This window comes from Moraxella sp. TY6, from assembly GCF_048551375.1.
In the GTDB taxonomy this organism is placed as follows: Bacteria; Pseudomonadota; Gammaproteobacteria; order Pseudomonadales; family Moraxellaceae; genus Faucicola.
The window spans coordinates 13,519-32,239 of sequence record NZ_JBLYZJ010000011.1 but is presented as its reverse complement, the minus strand read 5'-3'; the positions used below and the strand labels follow the sequence as shown (position 1 = coordinate 32,239).

Sequence of the window (18,721 nt, the reverse complement as noted above, 5' to 3'; positions counted from 1 at the left end):
TAATCAATTATTAACTGGACTAAACACACTTTGATTCGCATTGGTCGCAGGTAATCCTGTGCTAAGTTGCAAGCCCATTGCGTCAAATAATCCACCACATTCTGGGTCGTTCATGCCTGACATACAGCCCATCGCACCGCCATTATCAAGGCTAATATCACTATTTTTGAATAAACCAAGGATGTCCACGCCAATACTTTGGGTGTTGGGGTTAAAATTGGCGAATTTGACAGGCATTCGGTTAGGGTTGCTACAAATGGTGGCTTCGCCTGTGACTGGGTTGCCGACACAGCCTGTCGAGCCAAGGTGTAACATATAAGTGGTAGCGGTGGTCGCAGGGCTGGTAGCGGTGGCAGGGCGGTTGACCCCTGTGGCAGGTTTGAGTTCGACTTTAAGGAATTTTTTACCTGCTTGCCAGTTCCATGACAGCCCTGCATGGTCGAGCGGTGCAGGGGCTTTACTGGTGTCGATATGATTGACGCTTTCTGGCACGCCAATGTCATAGCTAAGTCCCACATAGTTGCCTGTTGGCACAGTGCCTGTGATTTTGCTATTCATGTCTTTGTCGTTGGCGGAATTATTGCAACTGCCGTAATTATTTTCCAAATCAATCATCGCCACATTGACAGGCACTACCCCATCTTGATGATAAAAATATTTGCCATCACTGGTCAATGTCAAAGGTACGCTTGAGCCATCGGATTTTAGCAGTTGAATATTTGACACATAAAAATGTAAATCTGCCAATTTTGCGGTAGTGGCTTTCGTTCCCAAATTGGCAATGTCCCCATCACAAGCAATCGGCGTTGCTCCTGCCAAGGCTTTAAAGTTTAACGTCATGGTTTGTGAATTGGGGGTGGGGACTGGGGTGGGATTCTTTGATGGGGTCGATGGCATTGGCGTGTTATCACTTGAACCACCGCAAGCCGTTAGTAAGGTGGCAGTCATCACAGCAAAAGCTAAGGCATTTAGCGAATTGAAATATGGCATGGCGGTTTCCTAGTCAGTTCAAAGTCAGTTAGTCATCTTGGTGAATACCAAAATTATAACAACTCACTAGGGAAATGATGCTGTGGCATATTGTCGCAGTGGATATAAGGGTATTATTGTGAGTTAAATCAAAAACAGGGGCATAATCTGCTGGGCATATGCAATAAGCCCCTACATATTTCTTAAATAGGACTTACGCAATTTTAAAATGTCATTTCTTTACAAAGACGCTAGACCCCTGCCTACGCAGGGGTGACGAGTAATTTAAATTTGGTCGTCATTCCTGCGAATGCAGGAATCCAGTGTCTTTTGCATAAGTCATATTAAATTATTCCAAATTCACTTTACGTTTTTTTTGTAGTTTACGTTGTAGGGTACGGCGGTGCATTTTCAGCACCCTCGCTGCCTCGCTGATATTGCCTTCACAATCAGCCAGCACTTGATGAATATATTCCCATTCCAAATGGTCAAGCGATAGCCGTTCTGGGGTGGGCACAGGCTCAATCGTGGGTGGGGCATCGTTTAATAGTTGTAGAATTTCTTCCACTCGGCACGGCTTGGGTAAATAATGATACGCCCCCAGTTTGACTGCCGAAACAGCAGTGGCAATACTGGCATAGCCTGTCAATATCACGATTTTGGCAGTGGGGACAATGCCCAATAACGGCTCAATTAACTGCATACCGTTGGTGTCACCAAGGTTTAAATCCAATAAAATCACCTGTGGAGCAAAGGTTTGGCAAATGCTCAAGGCGGTCATTGGCTCATGGGCGACTTGGCATTCAAAGCCCTTTTTGCCGAGTGATTTGGCAAGTAATTGGCAAAATACCACATCATCATCAATTAACAATAGCTTAATCATACGAATTTATTCCATCAATGGCAATAACACTTGCACTTGTGTGCCTGCCCCCAAATCTTTGGCATTAACAGCCTCAAGTACCAAACCACCCCCTGCATAATCCAATAAGGTTTTGGTCAATAACAACCCAACCCCCCAACCTTTTGGCGAGTCAATCGGCTGATACTGGTTAATTTGCTCAAGTGTGGTCGCCGTTACGCCCTGCCCATTATCCCTCAGCGTCAATAATACCAAGGTTGTCGCCCTTGAGTGGTGATTTAGACTTTGATGACGCTGTATCAATGGGGTGATTTGTTGCCTATCATCGGTCAGCAGTATATTAATATGACTGGCGTGGGCTTGCATGGCGTTGTTAAGCAAACTCACCACCAGTTGTTGCAAATGCTCACTTGCCAAACTCACGGTCATGGCATGGGCGATTGGCTCAATACTCACTTGAATATGGGGGTATAAAAACCGCCAATCTTGCACCCATTGGGGTAAAGCTTGCGACAACTCACAGCCCTGAATGTCAGTCATCGCTGAGGTTTGAGGCTCATTGTTAGGGTCATCATAATGATTGGGTGCTATCGCCTGCACTTGTGTTGGTAGTATCGAGGTATGCTTATCAGCCGTGGGGGTCAGGGTATGAATTTGGGTTTTAAGGCGTGTCAAACTGGCTCGGCATAAGGCAATTTGTGATTGCAATAACACAATATCTGACGCAAGCTCTGAAGCCGTGTCTTGGGATATCATGTCTTGGAATATTGTTGAGGATATTTTGCCATCGGCCTCGGCAAGGCTTTCTGCCATGCTATCAGCTAGCATCTGAATCGAAGCAATCGGTGTGCTAAGTTCGTGGGCAATATTGGCGGCCAATGAACTCACCGCCAATAACCGCCCCTGTTGGTGCAAGGCTTGTTGGGCATGGTCTAGCTGATGATAGCTTTGGCTCATGGCATACTTAAAATATACCGTCAATGCCGTTAACATGGTGAGCGATAGCACAAACACCGCAAACATACCCAGCAAATGTAGGCTATCGTTCGAAGGACTGGCGATATTGCTCGATGAATTGGGTGACAATGGCGGTGATGGCTGTGACGATGCCAATAAATCACTGGACAATCCGCACCACCACAACAGCCCATACAAACCAATCGCCACGACCGATAACACCACAATCTGTCGAGGGGGTAACAGTACCGCCCCCACAGCGACCACGGTCAGTAATAGGGTAATCAAAGGGTGACTTGCCCCACCCAACCCATATAAAAACCCTGTCCAAATCAACAAATCCGCTATCAACTGCCACAGCAAATATCGCTCTAACCAATGCTTTGGCAATAAATGCCCCAAGGTGATAAACAACGCATAGCCCCCCACCACAGCGGTCAGCCATGCGATGTTGGGGGGTGAGTCAGGGGTCGTGAGCGGAAATTGGGCGGTGAATAATACCACCATCAGCATGATACCGAGCCACACATAGCGAGCGAGCCACAGTATCAAAGTATCTTGCCCAGCATTAGATAAGGAATGTTGTCCAAAATTAGACAGCATTTGTGAATGCCCCATCAGCTAAAAAAGGGGTTATTGGGCTTTTTGTCCTACTTTACCATTGCCTACCCCTTGGGTGGCTTCCCCTGCTTCTGGGGCTTTGGGGGCATTGGGAGAGGCAGGTTCATTGTCGATAACTTGGTCATGTTCGCTGATTTTATCCATGGCAGAGTTGTCCGCACCACCTTCCATAACTTCTGCACCACTGGCAGGGGGCATATCCATCGCAACGGCAGTCGAAGCAGGCAGACTGGCATCAGGCCCTGCATCGACTGTGGCATTAGTTTCATTGACCAGTACAGGCGTACCTTTGTCATCTGCAGGGGCGGCCGACATCGGTACGGCTTGGGCTTCAGCGACTGACGCAGGATTGGCGGTGTTTTCGGTTGCCGTTTCTTTGTTGCCACAACCGACCATACCCATCATCAGTAAACTGACGAATGTAACCACGGTCGTCTTGACCGCACGGTGAGTGACCTTTTGCAGGGGATTAGACATGATATTTCCTCAAGTTTTAAATTTTACCGTGGCATTGTTTGTATTTAAGTCCAGAACCACAAGGGCAAAGGGCATTACGGCTAATATTGAGATTAGCATAAGGGTTTTCGGTCGAATTATCAACACTTGCCGTTTCATCGGTGGCATTATTGATGATAGTCGGTGCGGTAAATTGATAATGCATTTGTCCGCCTCGGCGTTGGTTGCGAGCCTGCATATCAGGGTCTTCACTCATCTCACCTGTGATGCCGTTCATTTCTTGATGTTCAAAGTGCAACTGCATCATTTCGGCTTGTTCACGTTGTTGACGTTCTAGCTCTGCCATTTCCTCTGCGGTCGGTATGTGCATACGTGTCAAATCTTGCACCGTTTCGGATTTGATTGCCCCTAACATACTTTGGAATAGGCTAAATGATTCGGATTTATATTCTTGCTCTGGATTTTTTTGGGCATAGCCACGCAAATGGATACCTTTACGCAGTTGATCCATTTGGTTAAGGTGTTCTTTCCAGTGTTTATCAAGGCTTTGAAGCATAAAGTGACGTTCAAGGGCGGCCGCTTGCTCATCACCCATTTGCTCACGTCTTGCTCGATAATTAAGAATCGCTGCTTGAATAATTTTGTCACGCAAGCCTTCTTCATCAAGACGGCGGTCAGCATCCAGCCAGTCATTGATTGGCATACTGATACGGAATTCGTCTTCGAGTTCGTCCTCTAGCCCATCCACGTCCCATTGGTCATCAATCGACCCTGCTGGGATAAATTGGTCAATCAAGGCGTTATACACATCATGGTGCATGGCTTCGATGGGGGCTTGCAGGTTGCTTTCGGCAAGCAGTTCATCCCGTTGTTTGTAGATAACTTTACGCTGTTCGTTGGCAACGTCATCGTATTTGAGCAAGTTTTTACGGGCATCAAAGTCACGGTTTTCAACTTTGCTTTGGGCATTTTCGATGGAGCGTGATACCATTTTATGCTCGATGGCTTCGTCTTCTTTTAAGCCCATCGCTTTCATCATATTGACCACTCGGTCGCCTGCAAAAATTCGCATCAAGTCATCTTCGAGTGACAAGAAAAAGCGTGATTCCCCAGGGTCACCTTGTCGCCCTGCACGACCACGTAGCTGATTGTCAATACGGCGTGATTCGTGACGTTCTGAGCCAATGATATGCAAACCGCCTGCTTCTAGCACTTGTTTATTGCGAATTTGCCATTCGGCACGGGCTTGCTCTCGCATTTCTGGCGTGACTTCGTCATATTTGGCGAGTTCGGCCTGCCAGTTACCACCCAAGATAATATCCGTACCACGACCTGCCATGTTGGTGGCGATGGTGACGGCATTCGGGCTACCTGCTTGGGCGATGATATCGGCTTCACGTTCGTGCTGTTTGGCATTTAGCACGTTATGGGCGATGCCTTCAGCGGTCAATAGCTCGGATAGCACTTCACTGGCTTCGATGGTGGCAGTACCGACCAAAATAGGGGCATGTTTTTGTTGAATACGTTTGATTTCACGGATAATGCCGTGGTATTTGCCTAATTTTGACAAGAAAATTTGGTCATCTAAGTCCACACGCTGAATCGGCTTATGGGTCGGAATAATCACCACGTCAAGGTCATAGGTTTGTTTAAATTCTGATGCCTCGGTATCCGCTGTCCCTGTCATACCAGATAACTTATTGTATAGACGGAAATAATTTTGGAACGTGGTGGTCGCTAGCGTTTGGTTTTCGGCTTGAATTTCTACGCCTTCTTTGGCTTCGACCGCTTGGTGTAAGCCCTCTGACCAACGTCTACCTGGCATGGTACGCCCTGTGTTTTCGTCAACAATGATGATTTCGCCGTCTTGGATAATATAATGGATATTTTTGACAAATAAATGATGGGCTCGCATGGCGGCCTGCACGTGGGCAAGCAATGGCAAACGGGCTGGGCTATACAGGCTTTCTTTTTCGCCCAATAAGCCGTTTTCGGTCAAGAATTTTTCGATTTTTTCGTAGCCTTTTTCGCTAATTTCAAGCTGGCGATTTTTTTCATCAATCCAAAAATCTTTTTCACGGTTTTCTCGGTTGCCCTCTTCGGTTTTTGAGGCTTTGAGCAATGGAATGATATTATTAACAATGGTATAGGTTTCGGATGAATCTTCGGCTTGCCCAGAAATAATCAGCGGTGTACGAGCTTCGTCAATCAAAATCGAGTCAATTTCGTCAATGATACAGTAGTTTAAGCCTCGTTGTTTTTTCTCATCGAGGCGAAACACCATGTTGTCACGTAAGTAGTCAAAGCCATATTCGTTATTCGTACCGTAGGTGATGTCCGCCCCATACGCACCGAATTTTTCCATTGGGTCTTGTTGGGCATAAATTACCCCCACGGTCAAACCCAAAAACTCAAATAACGGACGGTTTAATTCGGCATCACGACTCGCCAAATAATCATTGACGGTGACGACATGCACGCCTTTGCCACTTAACGCATTGAGATAAATCGCCAATGTTCCCATTAGAGTTTTACCCTCACCTGTCCGCATCTCGGCAATTTTGCCCTCATGCAGGGTGATACCACCAATCAGCTGTACGTCATAATGACGCATGCCTAGCACACGGCTAGAGGCTTCACGACACACGGCAAAGGCTTCTGGCAGGATGTCATCGAGTGTTTTACCACTGTTAAGACGCTCTTTAAATTCGGCAGTTTTTTGTTTTAATTCGTCATCGCTAAGGGGTTGGATTTTTGGCTCAAGGGCATTAATTTTCTCGACCAACTTTTGCATACGCTTCAGTTCACGGTCATTTTTTGTGCCAATGACTTTGCCTAACATTTTGCCTAACATGGTAACAATCCTAAAAATAGCTTTGCTAAAATAATTGAAAGATTAAATTTTGCTATTATATATGGGTTCAGCTTTTTTTAATACAAGCAAATCACATTACCTGTGCGATAAAGCGTATAATAGCGAGGATAATAGATTTGATAATAAAACAGGAAACACTGATGACCACTCCCCATCTTGACCTAATCCAACAACTACCAAAAACCGAACTCCACGTCCATATCGAGGGAACATTCGAGCCAGAATTGATGTTTGCGATTGCCAAACGCAATGCCATTGACATCCCTTATGATTCGGTGGAAGCGGTAAAAAACGCCTATAATTTCCATAACTTACAATCGTTTTTGGATATTTATTATGCAGGGGCGAATGTGCTGATTTATGAGCAGGATTTTTATGATTTGGCATGGGCGTATTTTGAAAAATGCCACCAAGACAACGTGGTGCATACCGAGATTTTCTTTGACCCACAGACCCATACCGAGCGTGGCGTAAGCTTTGCCACGTGTTTTAATGGTTTATACCAAGCCAGTGTTGATGCCAAAGAAAAACTCGGCATCACCTCACATTGGATATTGTGTTTTTTACGTCATTTAAGCGAAGACATTGCGTTCACCACGCTTGAGCAAGCCTTGCCATTCCAAGATAAAATTATCGGCGTGGGGCTAGACTCGAGCGAAGTCGGCAATCCACCCGAAAAATTCGAGCGAGTATTTGCCAAAGCCCGTGAATTGGGCTTTTTGACCGTAGCTCATGCAGGTGAAGAAGGTGACCCAGACTATGTGTGGCAAGCGTTGGATTTGTTAAAAGTCAACCGTATCGACCACGGTGTCCGCTCTGAGGAAGACCCACAGTTAATGGCTCGTTTGATTGCCGAAAAAATGCCTTTGACCGTCTGTCCGCTCAGTAATTTGAAGCTTAAAGTCGTGCAAGACATGAGCGAACATAATATCAAACGCCTATTGGATAAAGGCGTGTGCGTGACGGTCAATTCCGATGACCCTGCGTATTTTGGCGGTTATATGAATGCCAACTTTGTGGCGATTAGCGAGGCATTAGCATTAAATGAGCAAGACTTAAAGCAACTCGCCATCAATGGGTTTGAGGCTTCTTTTATGGATGATGCCAAAAAACAGCAATGGATTGATAACATTCAATCGCTTTAAAAATGACACATTTAGGACTTACGCAAAAATACCAATGGTAGGTTGGGTCGAAGCATGAGACCCAACAAACATAATTGATAAGTCTTATTATCAATGGTGGGTTACGCCTTCGCTAACCCACCCTACAAATACGACCTAAACTACACGACTATTCATTTAAAAAACTATGCCCCAAACCATCCCCACTTTACCCAATCTCGACAACCACACCCCCATGATGCAACAGTACCTACAACTCAAGGCGAACTATCCGCACGCCTTGCTACTGTACCGCATGGGCGATTTTTACGAATTATTTTTTGACGATGCCAAACTTGCCAGCGATATTTTGGGCATTACCCTAACACGCCGTGGCAATGACAAACAGGGCAATAACATCCCCATGGCAGGTGTGCCGTTTCATTCGGCAGATAGCTACATTGCACGGCTAATTAATGCAGGGCAAACCGTGGTGATTTGCGAACAAGTCGAAGACGAAAAATCGGTAGATGAAACGCAACCAACCGAAGCCGATTTAACAAAAAAATCATCAACCGTCAAAACCAAAACCGCTTCAAAGCCCATTCCAAAAACCACGTCAAAACCAACACTCATGCAACGAAAAGTCGTCCGCACCCTCACCGCAGGGACACTGACTGATGATAACCTCATCACCCAAGGGCAAACCCCTACCGTGGTGGCGTTAAGTTTTGCCAAAAACCAAATGGCAGTCGGCTTGGCACAGCTTGACCTTGCACAAGGGCAAATCCGTGTCACCGAACTCAACTGCGACAGCCACGCTAGCCTACAAAGTGAGCTTATCAACACCTTGGCACGTTTTGAGCCGAGTGAAATTTTGATTGATGAAAACTTAAGCGAGGCATGGCAACATTTTTTGCAAGACAGCCTCACAAGCGACCGCCCCACGCCCATCATGCCACAGGCGAACAGCTACTTTTTGACCGCCAACGCCCACCAGCATTTGACCCAGCATTTTGCCGTCAGCACCTTGGCAGGGTTTGGGCTAGACGACAAGCCCTACGCCACCATCAGTGCCTCGGTGGTGCTACATTATGGCAAACAAACCCAACAAACTTCGCTCAATCATATCCGCCAAATCCATGTCGAAAATCATGGCGACTTTTTACAACTTGACAGCATTAGCCAACATAATTTAGAAATTTTTAAGCCTGTTTTAGCCAGCGGTATTTCGTTGTTGTCGGTGATTGACCGTTGCCAAACCCCAATGGGTAAGCGAGCGTTAGTCCATCATTTGCACCGCCCATTGCTCAATATCAACATGATAAATCGCAGGCTAGATGCAGTTGAGCAGTTACAGGCATTGCCAACCGAAGTATTTGCCAATATCAATCAAACCCTAAGCGAAATTGCCGATATCGAACGCATTGGCGGACGGATTGGCTTGGGGTCGGCAAAACCCACCGATTTAATCAAACTAAAATTTAGCCTTGAAAATACGTTACTATTGTCAAAACAACTCCAACAGCACTTTGACTTTAGCCAAATTACCACGCTCAACGCTGACACACCGCTACTTGCCATGCTTGCCAGTCAGTTGCCAACGGTGGCAGAAAACGATAGCTTTGCCGACATTCATGCCCTACTTGAGCAAGCCATTATTGATGAACCGCCCGCCCATATCCGTGACGGTGGCATGATAAAACGGGGCTACGACCCACAGCTTGACGAATTGCAACACTTACATAGCAACATTGAGCAAACCCTTGAAGACTTGGCAACTGAGGAACGTGAAAAAAATAACTTACCCCAGTTAAAGGTCGGTTTTAACAAAGTCAGCGGTTTTTATTTTGAACTCAGTAGCCTGCAAGCCAAAAATGCCCCAGACTATTTTAGCCGTCGCCAAACCCTCAAAAATGCCGAACGCTATATCACGCCAGCCCTCAAAACCCTTGAGGAATCCTACCTGTCGGCACAAGGGCAAGCGGTGAGCCTTGAAAAACGCCTGTATGACAACTTGTTGACCCAACTCAAATCACAACTGGCGAGCCTACAACGTCTTGCCAAAGCGGTCGGCTATTTGGACGTACTTGCCAACTGGGTGCGACTGGTCGCCACGCATGGCGGTGACTGGTGTCGCCCTGTGTTTACCAACCATCAAACCGCCAGTCTAAACATCATTGGCGGACGGCATATCGTGGTCGAGGCAGGACAGCAACGCAACGGTTTCGGTCATTCCCTAAACCACTCACCTAACCTTTCAATGAGCCAAACCAATCAAAGCAAAGCCACCGAACCCTTTGTCGCCAATGACTGCCAAATCGGTACGGCAGAACAACCCGAACGCCTCATGCTCATCACAGGGCCCAACATGGGTGGCAAATCCACCTATATGCGACAAACCGCCCTGATTGTACTGTTGGCGTGCTGTGGGGCGTTCGTCCCTGCCAAGTCGGCTGAACTGGGGCGGATTGAGCGGATTTTTACTCGGATTGGCTCGGCAGACGACCTCGCCAGTGGCAAATCCACCTTTATGGTCGAGATGATAGAAACCGCCAATATCATGAACCAAGCCAATGCCAACTCATTGGTACTGATGGACGAAGTCGGACGAGGCACAAGCACCCAAGACGGCTTGGCGATTGCTCATGCCTGTGTCAATTATTTGGCGGATACGATTGGCTGTTTGACCCTATTTGCCACGCACTATTTTGAACTGACAGAACTTGCCGATACCCATCCCAAAATGTTTAATCAGCACCTTGTCACCCAAGAGATTGACGGACAGCTGTTGCTACTGCATAAAATCGCCAAAGGCTCGACCCACCGCAGTTTTGGGCTACACGTTGCCAAAATGGCAGGCGTACCGCAAACCTTACTCGACCAAGCCCAACAATATTTGCGACAACAAATGCCCAAGCTACCGATGACCCAGCAACTGCTTGAACAGCCTACCATTCATCAGCCATCCTTGAAGGATTCTTCGCTATATCGAGAAGTGGTTAGGTTAAACCCCGATGAATTAACCCCAAAACAGGCGTTAGAATTTATTTATTCACTAAAAGAATTGTTAAATGATGACTAAGGGGGTAAAATATAGCTTTCCATTCATGGTGAGTAGTGAGCTTGTCGAACTATCGAACCATAGGAAAACCGTCACCCTTCGACAAGCTCAGGGCGAACGGTTTTAGCAAAACTCTCTACGAATATTCACATCAAAAAGGTAGCCATCGCCATGACTTTTGTTGTTACTGATAACTGTATCCAATGTAAATATACTGACTGTGTGGAAGTCTGTCCTGTGGACTGCTTTTATGAAGGCCCGAACTTTTTGGTGATTCACCCAGACGAGTGTATCGACTGTGCGTTGTGTGAGCCTGAGTGTCCTGCCAATGCGATTTTTAGCGAGGACGAAGTGCCAAAAGGGCAAGAGAATTTTATTCAGTTGAATGCGGAGTTGGCGGAAGTATGGCCGAACATCACTGAAATGAAAGATGCCTTGCCAGACCACAAAGAGTGGGACGGCAAACCCAATAAATTGCAATATTTGCAAAAGTAATTTCTCTGATAGAAAAATACCGCCATTAAGCGGTATTTTTTATGAAGAGCTTATGAATGTAGCATTTCCAAAGCTCGATGTAATACCACTTGATAAGGAAATGTAATTTTTAAAATCTATTGCTCTTTGCATATTCACTATTTTTAAGGCATTCTCAAATTGTTCAGAAGTGAATATTAATTTAGCCGAAAAATTCTTTTTCTCATACAACTCAAAATAAATTCGACTTGAAAAAACATCGATATCTTTTACATCATCACTCACACTTTTGATAAAATCTTTAATGGCTTCTCTTTGGCTAACACCAAAACTTTCAATGATTTTTGAGTTATTATATCTATCTATGACAAATGCGAGTAGATAAATAGCAAATGCAATAAATTCATAGTCTAATTCACTTAGGAACTTTGCTCTATTTGAAAGATAATAATCTAGCTTAAATAAGCTAAACAAATATTTCCCATCGCTCAAATTTTGATTCAAAGCTCTAAATAAGTCTTTATCTACATATTTGATAAATACTAAACTTATTATCAAAAGTGAATTATCTTCTTTTGATTGTGAAATTAAAGAGGCATATAAATGAATAAAAATTCTTTTAATATCTCTTGCATTTAATTGTAAATTCTTTATAAGCCAAATTGAATATTTCTCCAAAATACTTTGCAAATTCATATTTTCTATATCGGGCTTACCCTTCACTAGTGAGACAAGTTTACGCCAGTAATCATCAAAATTTGGTTCTATTAAGGTATATTCAAAATCAATAAATTTATCTAAATATTTATCCCCCTCAAATTTTTCTCCGTAAGTACCTGAGACAGCATTTGCTAATTGCTTTAAATCAGTTGCTATAACAAAGATTAAGTTTGGTGTATTGAAAATATGCTTCAATCGCTCTAGTAAAGCAATACTAAAGTTTGGACGACATCTATCTAACTCATCAATAATGAAGACATATTTTCCTCGATTTTCCTCAATTAACTCTTTTAGTAAATTGCTTAGTTTTTCAATATTTTCTTGTTCTTTATCTAAACTTTCAAAAATACTTTGTGTTGTATCAGATGTCACATCAGTAGCAAAATCTTCTAAAGCTTTTGTAGTCCCCTGTGGTATTACCAAACTAACTAATGCTTTTGAACCATTTATAGTCAGAGATTTCAAAATCTTAATGGCTGTGTCTTTAATTTCATTTTTTAACTTATCATCTCCTTGCAACGCAATAATCATCTTCTGAAGTATTAAAATGAAAGGCTCTCTTTCATAATCTCTCTCCCAAGCATTAAAATAACTAGTACGAATATTTTTCTCATTTAACTCAGCTTCGAGGAGCTTTACAAAGCTAGTTTTACCAGTCCCCCAAGAACCATCAATCACAAGTGTAAAAGGGTCTGTAATTGTTTGAATTAACTTAGTAATATTCTCTACTTCTTCTTTCCGATTTAACAAGTCATATTTATATTTATCGCTTTTATCAATTAGAATCTCATCTTCAATTTTTATCTGCATTATTATTTTTCCTTTATGTAACGCTAAAATGCAAAAAACCCTGCTATGAATTATAACAGGGTATTATTAAATAATGTTCTTTAAATTAACTTTTAACCGCCTCACCCCACAATGGCACAACGGTTTGCATCAGCGGTTTTAACAATTTCACATTACACGCAAACACCGACCCTGTATCCATCGCATTGTGCGAGCCATTGGCATCAACAACCACGCCACGAGCCTCACTCACAATCAACTCACCTGCACAGATATCCCAAGGCTTAATCGACATCTCAAAATAACCATCAAAACGCCCACTTGCCACATACGCCAAGTCCAACGCTGCCGAGCCTAGACGGCGTACTTGACCACCCTGCTCGCAGATAGCTTGTAACGTGGCAAAATGCTCTTTGGCATACGAATGCTTACTCTCACCACGCAAACGCTCAATCGGATGCCCTGTGGTAAAAAATCCACCATCAATGGTTTTTTGTTCGCTGACGCTGATACGGCGTTGGTTGAGTCTTGCCCCTTTGCCACGACTGGCAGAAAACATCTCATCACGCACTGGGTCATAAATCACGCCATGTTGGGTCACGCCTTTATGCTGAATACCGATGGATACACAAAAATGCGGTAAGCCATGAATAAAGTTATGTGTACCGTCCAATGGGTCAATCACCCAACACCAATCTTTGTCGTTGCCTTTGCCCTCTTGTAATCCAAATTCTTCACCCAAAAACGAATGATTGGGGTAGCTTTCTTTGAGCAACGCAATCAGCAACTCTTCGCTATAGCGGTCGATTTGGGTGACTAGACCATCCAACCCTTTGCTCTCGATTTTGAGTTCTAGGGTGTGGCGGTTTTGGTGGGCTTTTAAGATTTCTTGACCTACTCTTTGAGCAGCTTTGGCTGCCATGACGACCATTGGTTCCATAATTGACCTTTCATAATTTAGATAAAATAAAATTTGGTTGCGTAGGGGCGTATTGCATACGCCCTATATCATTGTTGCGATGGGCGTGTGATACGCCCCTACAACCGAAATGTAAGGTGCGTCACACGCACCAGTCAGAATCAATTTATAGTAGGTTGGGTTGAGCCTGCGAAACCCAACATTATCAATCATTTGTGTTGGGTGTCATATTTCCACCCAACCTACAGAAGATATTTGCGTAATTCCTATAATAGTTGTTTAATTTTTTCCACCACCCCATCCACATCCAGTCCGCAATATGCCAACTGTTGTGCATGGCTACCATGCGGAATAAAGGCATCGCTAATGCCAATATTGACAATGTTGGGTGAGTTGACACCGCTTTGCACCGCTTTGGCAAGTAAATACTCATTCACCGCACTGCCTGCACCGCCCATGATTTGGTGTTCCTCAAGAGTGACAAACTGATAACCCTCGGTGAGCAAACTATCAAGCAGTTCGGTATCTAATGGTTTAACGAACCGCATATTATAAACCGAAAAGCCCACGTTTGCATACGGCTTGGATAAAATTTCACACGCTTGGATGGCAGTATGGGTCATCGTACCAAACACCAGTAATGCAATTTTGGGATTTGTCGTTGCATTTTTATCGGCTTGGGCTTTATCCGTTTGGTTAAAGGCTTTTTCTAGCACGGCTTTGCCAATCGGATACGGTTTAGCCGTTTTATCAATCGCCACGCCCACCCCTGTGCCACGAGGATAACGCACCGCCGTTGAGCCTTGATATTCATAACAAGTATTTAGCAAGTTATAACATTCGTTTTCATCCTTTGGCGTGGCGATGACCATGTTCGGCACAGTCCGCATAAAGGCAATGTCAAACACCCCTGCATGAGTCGCTCCATCCTCACCCACAAGCCCTGCACGGTCAATGGCAAAGGTCACATCAAGGTTTTGCAGAGCCACATCATGGATAAGTTGGTCATAGCCACGTTGCAAAAAGGTCGAATAAATCGCCACAATCGGCTTAACGCCTTGGGTCGCCATACCGCCTGCTAGGGTGACAGCGTGCTGTTCGGCAATCGCCACATCAAAAAATTGTTTGGGAAATTTTTTGGCAAACCCCACCATACCAGAGCCTTCTGCCATCGCAGGGGTGATTGCCATAAGATTGTGGTCGGTTTCGGCCTTATCAGTGATAAATTCACCAAAAACATCGGAATATTTTTTGGGTGAAACTTTGGCTGTATTATCAGTATTTTGTTGAGTATTATCAGCAGATGGCTTAGGCAATTTACCAATCGCATGGTAAGTAATGGGGTCGCCCTCAGCAGGTAAAAAGCCTTTACCTTTTACGGTATGCACATGGACTAGCACTGCCCCTTTAAGCTGTTTGACACGCTCAAATACCTTGACCAATTTTGCCACATCATGCCCATCAAATGGCCCAAAATATTGAAAGCCAATGGCTTTAAATAGATTTTGTGGTGACACTTCCTCAAGAAACTTATTGGCAAGTTTTTCAGGCAAGGTTTCCAGTTGGGATGGGGTGGGAATGCCTTTTTCAGCAAGTTTCTCGCTGATTTTATTGGGAATCCGCATCGTCCAGTCGCTAATTGCCTCATTTGCCATGTGCAAATAATGGCGAATACGTCTATCTTCGCTTGAAATCATGCGTTTGGTGAGAATCGCATTGCCGTTTTTATCAATATCAACCGCCAATTCTCGTTGCCAAAGGGTCGCCAAATGCTTTGAAAAACCGCCTGTGGCTTGCGAAATCGACATATCATTGTCATTTAGCACCACAATCAAATCAGCGTTTTGTTGCACTGCATCGTTCATCGCCTCAAACGCCATACCGCCAGTCATCGCCCCATCACCGACCACGCTGATGACTTTATGGTTCAAGCCTCGATGACGCATGGCAAGCGACATCCCTAGCCCTGCCGAAATCGCTGTCGATGAATGCCCCACGCCAAAGGTATCAAACTCGGACTCGTGACGCTCTGGAAAGGCGGTCAAACCATCTTTGCTACGGATACTGGTGAGGCGATCTCGTCTGCCTGTCAAAATCTTGTGCGGATAGGCTTGATGACCGACATCCCACACCAACTGGTCTTGGGGGGTATTAAAAACATGGTGCAAGGCGATGGTAAGCTCGACCACGCCCAAATTTGAGCCAAAATGCCCACCGCTCACACCTGTGGAATATAGCAAAAACTCTCGAAGCTCGTCCGCTAATTGGGCAAGCTGTGCCGTGTTAAAGCCTCGAATATCGGCAGGACTATCCACCGTATCAAGTAAGGGCGTTGATGGGCGTAACATCGGCAACTGCTCAAACTGACGACATGGATGAGTGTTGGTATTGATTTGGCTATGAATAATAGAGGTCAAAGATGTTGGCATGATATCGGCTAAAATGGTAAATGTGATAAATTATGTGGCATAATAGCATTTTTTTGGGGTTGAAACACCTTTGTCACGTGGTCGATATGTGCAAAATTGGTGAAAAAATGATGGTATTTGCCAAAACTCACCCCATTTTAGCCATATTGTCAATCATTTATGTTGGGTCTTATATGTCGACCCAACCAATAAAATGACATGTTTGCGTAAGTCTTAGTATTATTGTTTTTGTATAAATTCCTTGTCATTGGAGCTGTGTGTGTCCTATCAATTTATTAGTCAAGCTAAACTACCGACTGCTCATGGACTGTTTGACATTCATGTGTTTGAAGACGATGACGCTACCGCTGTCGATTTGCAAGGCAAACCAAAACCCGAACACGTCATGCTGACCGTGGGCTTACCCAATAATGATAAAGATAAAATCCCACTGATTCGTATTCATAGCGAATGCTTAACAGGTGATGCGTTTAGCTCACTCAAATGCGACTGTGGTCCTCAGCTCAATGCCACCATGCAGATGATTCAAGACTATGGCTGTGGGGCGATTTTGTACCTCCGTCAAGAAGGTCGAGGGATTGGCTTGACCAATAAAATCCGTGCGTATGCCTTGCAAGACCAAGGGCATGATACGCTTGAGGCGAATTTGTTGCTCGGCTTACCTGCAGATGGGCGGACGTATGAGATGTGTTTGCCGATGTTACAGCACGTTGGGGTAGATAAGGTAAAAGTCTTGACTAACAACCCAAATAAAATCAATTATTTGACCGATTTAGGCATTGAGGTGGTGGAGCGTGTGCCACTGCTAGTTGGGGTAAATGAACACAATCAAGATTATTTACAAACCAAAAAAGATAAAATGGGGCATCTAATTGAATGAGTGTTTTACATAAAAAAGAAAAAATTGCATAAAATATCCCGAATTTTTTTGAATACCTGATGCAAGTGTTTAATCTAGATAATCGTCAGTTGGTAACCAAAACTCACCTGTCACTTTATAATGGCTAGTGACATCAACAATTTTAATGGTTGTAGCTGATAGGTTTTGAAAGTGTAAAATCATATCTGAAGTATGATAAGTACCGTAATTACTGGCAACATAACGTGGCAAGCCTAAATGATAATGCCATAATTTGTTTTTAAAAACAAAATCATAGTTATCACTTAATTTGTCTTGCATTCGATAAGATGGGGCAATCTTCCCTTTATACTTGCTAAAATCTAAACCAAACTGCAAAAAAGTATCTACAAAATTGCTAATGGCTTGTTGTTGCTCATTTGGAAAATTAGGATATTCTTTGAGAAATTTTACCGAAAAAGACACATCAAATGACATTGAGTTGCTTACCTTTAGCCAATAAAAATTCGTGAATTTGCTGTGAACCGCTTACTTCTTTTGGTAAATCAACGAAACCTGAGTCCAATGCTTTTTTTAGGCGTTCTTTATCAACTAATAATACATAATCATCAACTTTAACTGCTTTTGTTGCAAAATCTTGATTACTGCTCTCAGATACTGGTGTAGAAAATGTTGTTAAAGCCATTTGTTACTCCATACAAGTTTTGCTAATTATTTTAACAGATATTGATTGACGGTTCATAAAAATAATAGATTTCTAAAATAAACTCACGCCCAACGCCCCTAACATCATTTTTGTACCAACAATCAGCAACAATCCCCCAAACGCCCTTTTTAGCGTACTGGCTGGCAACTGATGAGCTAACTTTGCCCCAAACTTAGCAAAAATATAACTCATCACCGAAATACAAATAAACGCTGATACATGCACAAATCCCACCGCCTCAGACGGCAAGCCCTGTACATCACGCCCAAAAAACATAAAACCCAACGCCCCAGCTGCCGCAATTGGCAAGCCACAGGCTGATGACGTGCCGACTGCTTGCTTCATCTCTAGCCCAAAACGGCTTAAAAACGGCACAGTAAAGCTACCCCCACCAATGCCAAACACTGCCGAAGCCAAACCAATCAAGCCACCGACACCGCCTTGCACATAAGCAGATGGTAACTGACCTTGCGTGGGAGCATCGGATTTTTTTGCCCTCAGCATTTGCACACCCATAAACAACGCCATGCCTGCAATCAAAAACGCCAACACTTGTCCTTTAAGCATATCTGCCACATACGCCCCGAACAGACTACCGATAACCAAGCCAATCGACATATTTTTCCATACATCCCAACGCACGCCACCACGCTTGTGGTGCGATTGTATCGAGCTGATGGAGGTGATAATGATGGTGGCAAGTGATGTCCCAACCGCAAGATGGGTGATGACCTCTGGCGAATAGCCATACGCCGAGAAAATCGCCATCAACACAGGCACGATAATCAAGCCACCGCCCACGCCAAACAAGCCAGCACACGTGCCTGCAAATGCCCCTGCCAATAAAAACCAAACGTACATTAACATGATTTGCTCACTATTTTTGTACCATGATGGTACATTGAGATTAGACCCTTA

At 44.2% G+C, this 18,721-nt stretch carries 15 protein-coding genes; 4 read left to right on the top strand and 11 right to left on the bottom strand.

The window, feature by feature from the left end; genetic code table 11:
* Window positions 1-3: 3 nt before the first annotated feature.
* From ACK1U4_RS09060 to secA, 5 genes are all read right to left on the bottom strand, one after another.
* Window positions 4-990: an MbnP family copper-binding protein gene (locus ACK1U4_RS09060; protein WP_419401268.1), complete on the bottom strand. Its 987-nt coding sequence runs from the start codon at window positions 988-990 to the stop codon at window positions 4-6.
* A gap of 328 nt (window positions 991-1,318) precedes the next feature.
* The gene (locus ACK1U4_RS09055; protein WP_419401269.1) at window positions 1,319-1,852 is read right to left on the bottom strand and encodes a response regulator transcription factor; all 534 of its coding nucleotides are present in this window, start codon (window positions 1,850-1,852) and stop codon (window positions 1,319-1,321) included.
* 6 nt (window positions 1,853-1,858) lie between these two features.
* Window positions 1,859-3,391, bottom strand: coding sequence for a sensor histidine kinase (locus ACK1U4_RS09050; RefSeq protein WP_419401270.1), 1,533 nt, complete (start codon window positions 3,389-3,391; stop codon window positions 1,859-1,861).
* A 30-nt stretch (window positions 3,392-3,421) separates the two neighbouring features.
* Window positions 3,422-3,886 carry a hypothetical protein gene (locus tag ACK1U4_RS09045; RefSeq protein WP_419401271.1) on the bottom strand — a complete coding sequence of 155 codons (465 nt, stop codon included), beginning with the start codon at window positions 3,884-3,886 and terminating at the stop codon, window positions 3,422-3,424.
* 16 nt (window positions 3,887-3,902) lie between these two features.
* A complete protein-coding gene (gene secA, locus ACK1U4_RS09040) occupies window positions 3,903-6,719 on the bottom strand; it encodes a preprotein translocase subunit SecA (protein ID WP_419401272.1) in 2,817 nt (938 codons plus the stop codon).
* Between the two features lie 161 nt (window positions 6,720-6,880).
* Between secA and ACK1U4_RS09035 the strand changes: the two genes are divergently transcribed.
* From ACK1U4_RS09035 to fdxA, 3 genes are all read left to right on the top strand, one after another.
* Window positions 6,881-7,885: an adenosine deaminase gene (locus tag ACK1U4_RS09035; RefSeq protein WP_419401273.1), complete on the top strand. Its 1,005-nt coding sequence runs from the start codon at window positions 6,881-6,883 to the stop codon at window positions 7,883-7,885.
* 166 nt (window positions 7,886-8,051) lie between these two features.
* On the top strand, window positions 8,052-10,928 hold the full coding sequence (gene mutS, locus ACK1U4_RS09030; protein WP_419401274.1) for a DNA mismatch repair protein MutS: 2,877 nt from the start codon (window positions 8,052-8,054) through the stop codon (window positions 10,926-10,928).
* 150 nt (window positions 10,929-11,078) lie between these two features.
* Window positions 11,079-11,402 carry a ferredoxin FdxA gene (fdxA, locus tag ACK1U4_RS09025; protein ID WP_419401275.1) on the top strand — a complete coding sequence of 108 codons (324 nt, stop codon included), beginning with the start codon at window positions 11,079-11,081 and terminating at the stop codon, window positions 11,400-11,402.
* A 39-nt stretch (window positions 11,403-11,441) separates the two neighbouring features.
* Here fdxA and ACK1U4_RS09020 read toward each other — a convergent pair whose 3' ends face one another.
* The 3 genes from ACK1U4_RS09020 to ACK1U4_RS09010 all read right to left on the bottom strand — a co-directional run bounded on the left by ACK1U4_RS09020 (window position 11,442) and on the right by ACK1U4_RS09010 (window position 16,238).
* A complete protein-coding gene (locus tag ACK1U4_RS09020; protein WP_419401276.1) occupies window positions 11,442-12,911 on the bottom strand; it encodes a KAP family P-loop NTPase fold protein in 1,470 nt (489 codons plus the stop codon).
* Between the two features lie 85 nt (window positions 12,912-12,996).
* On the bottom strand, window positions 12,997-13,830 hold the full coding sequence (locus ACK1U4_RS09015) for an inositol monophosphatase family protein (RefSeq protein ID WP_419401277.1): 834 nt from the start codon (window positions 13,828-13,830) through the stop codon (window positions 12,997-12,999).
* 245 nt (window positions 13,831-14,075) lie between these two features.
* Window positions 14,076-16,238, bottom strand: a complete 2,163-nt coding sequence (locus ACK1U4_RS09010) for a 1-deoxy-D-xylulose-5-phosphate synthase (RefSeq protein WP_419401278.1) — start codon at window positions 16,236-16,238, stop codon at window positions 14,076-14,078.
* A gap of 259 nt (window positions 16,239-16,497) precedes the next feature.
* On the opposite strand from ACK1U4_RS09010, the gene ribA reads away from it, so the two are divergent.
* Window positions 16,498-17,118 carry a GTP cyclohydrolase II gene (ribA, locus tag ACK1U4_RS09005; RefSeq protein ID WP_419401279.1) on the top strand — a complete coding sequence of 207 codons (621 nt, stop codon included), beginning with the start codon at window positions 16,498-16,500 and terminating at the stop codon, window positions 17,116-17,118.
* 69 nt (window positions 17,119-17,187) lie between these two features.
* Here ribA and ACK1U4_RS09000 read toward each other — a convergent pair whose 3' ends face one another.
* The 3 genes from ACK1U4_RS09000 to ACK1U4_RS08990 all read right to left on the bottom strand — a co-directional run bounded on the left by ACK1U4_RS09000 (window position 17,188) and on the right by ACK1U4_RS08990 (window position 18,670).
* Window positions 17,188-17,574 (bottom strand): hypothetical protein, encoded by a 387-nt coding sequence (locus ACK1U4_RS09000; protein WP_419401280.1) that lies wholly within the window; start codon window positions 17,572-17,574, stop codon window positions 17,188-17,190.
* Window positions 17,564-17,782, bottom strand: a complete 219-nt coding sequence (locus ACK1U4_RS08995; protein ID WP_419401281.1) for a hypothetical protein — start codon at window positions 17,780-17,782, stop codon at window positions 17,564-17,566. Before ACK1U4_RS08995 ends, ACK1U4_RS09000 begins: the two co-directional genes overlap by 11 nt.
* 72 nt (window positions 17,783-17,854) lie before the next feature.
* Window positions 17,855-18,670 carry a sulfite exporter TauE/SafE family protein gene (locus ACK1U4_RS08990; protein ID WP_419401282.1) on the bottom strand — a complete coding sequence of 272 codons (816 nt, stop codon included), beginning with the start codon at window positions 18,668-18,670 and terminating at the stop codon, window positions 17,855-17,857.
* Between the last annotated feature and the right edge of the window lie 51 nt (window positions 18,671-18,721).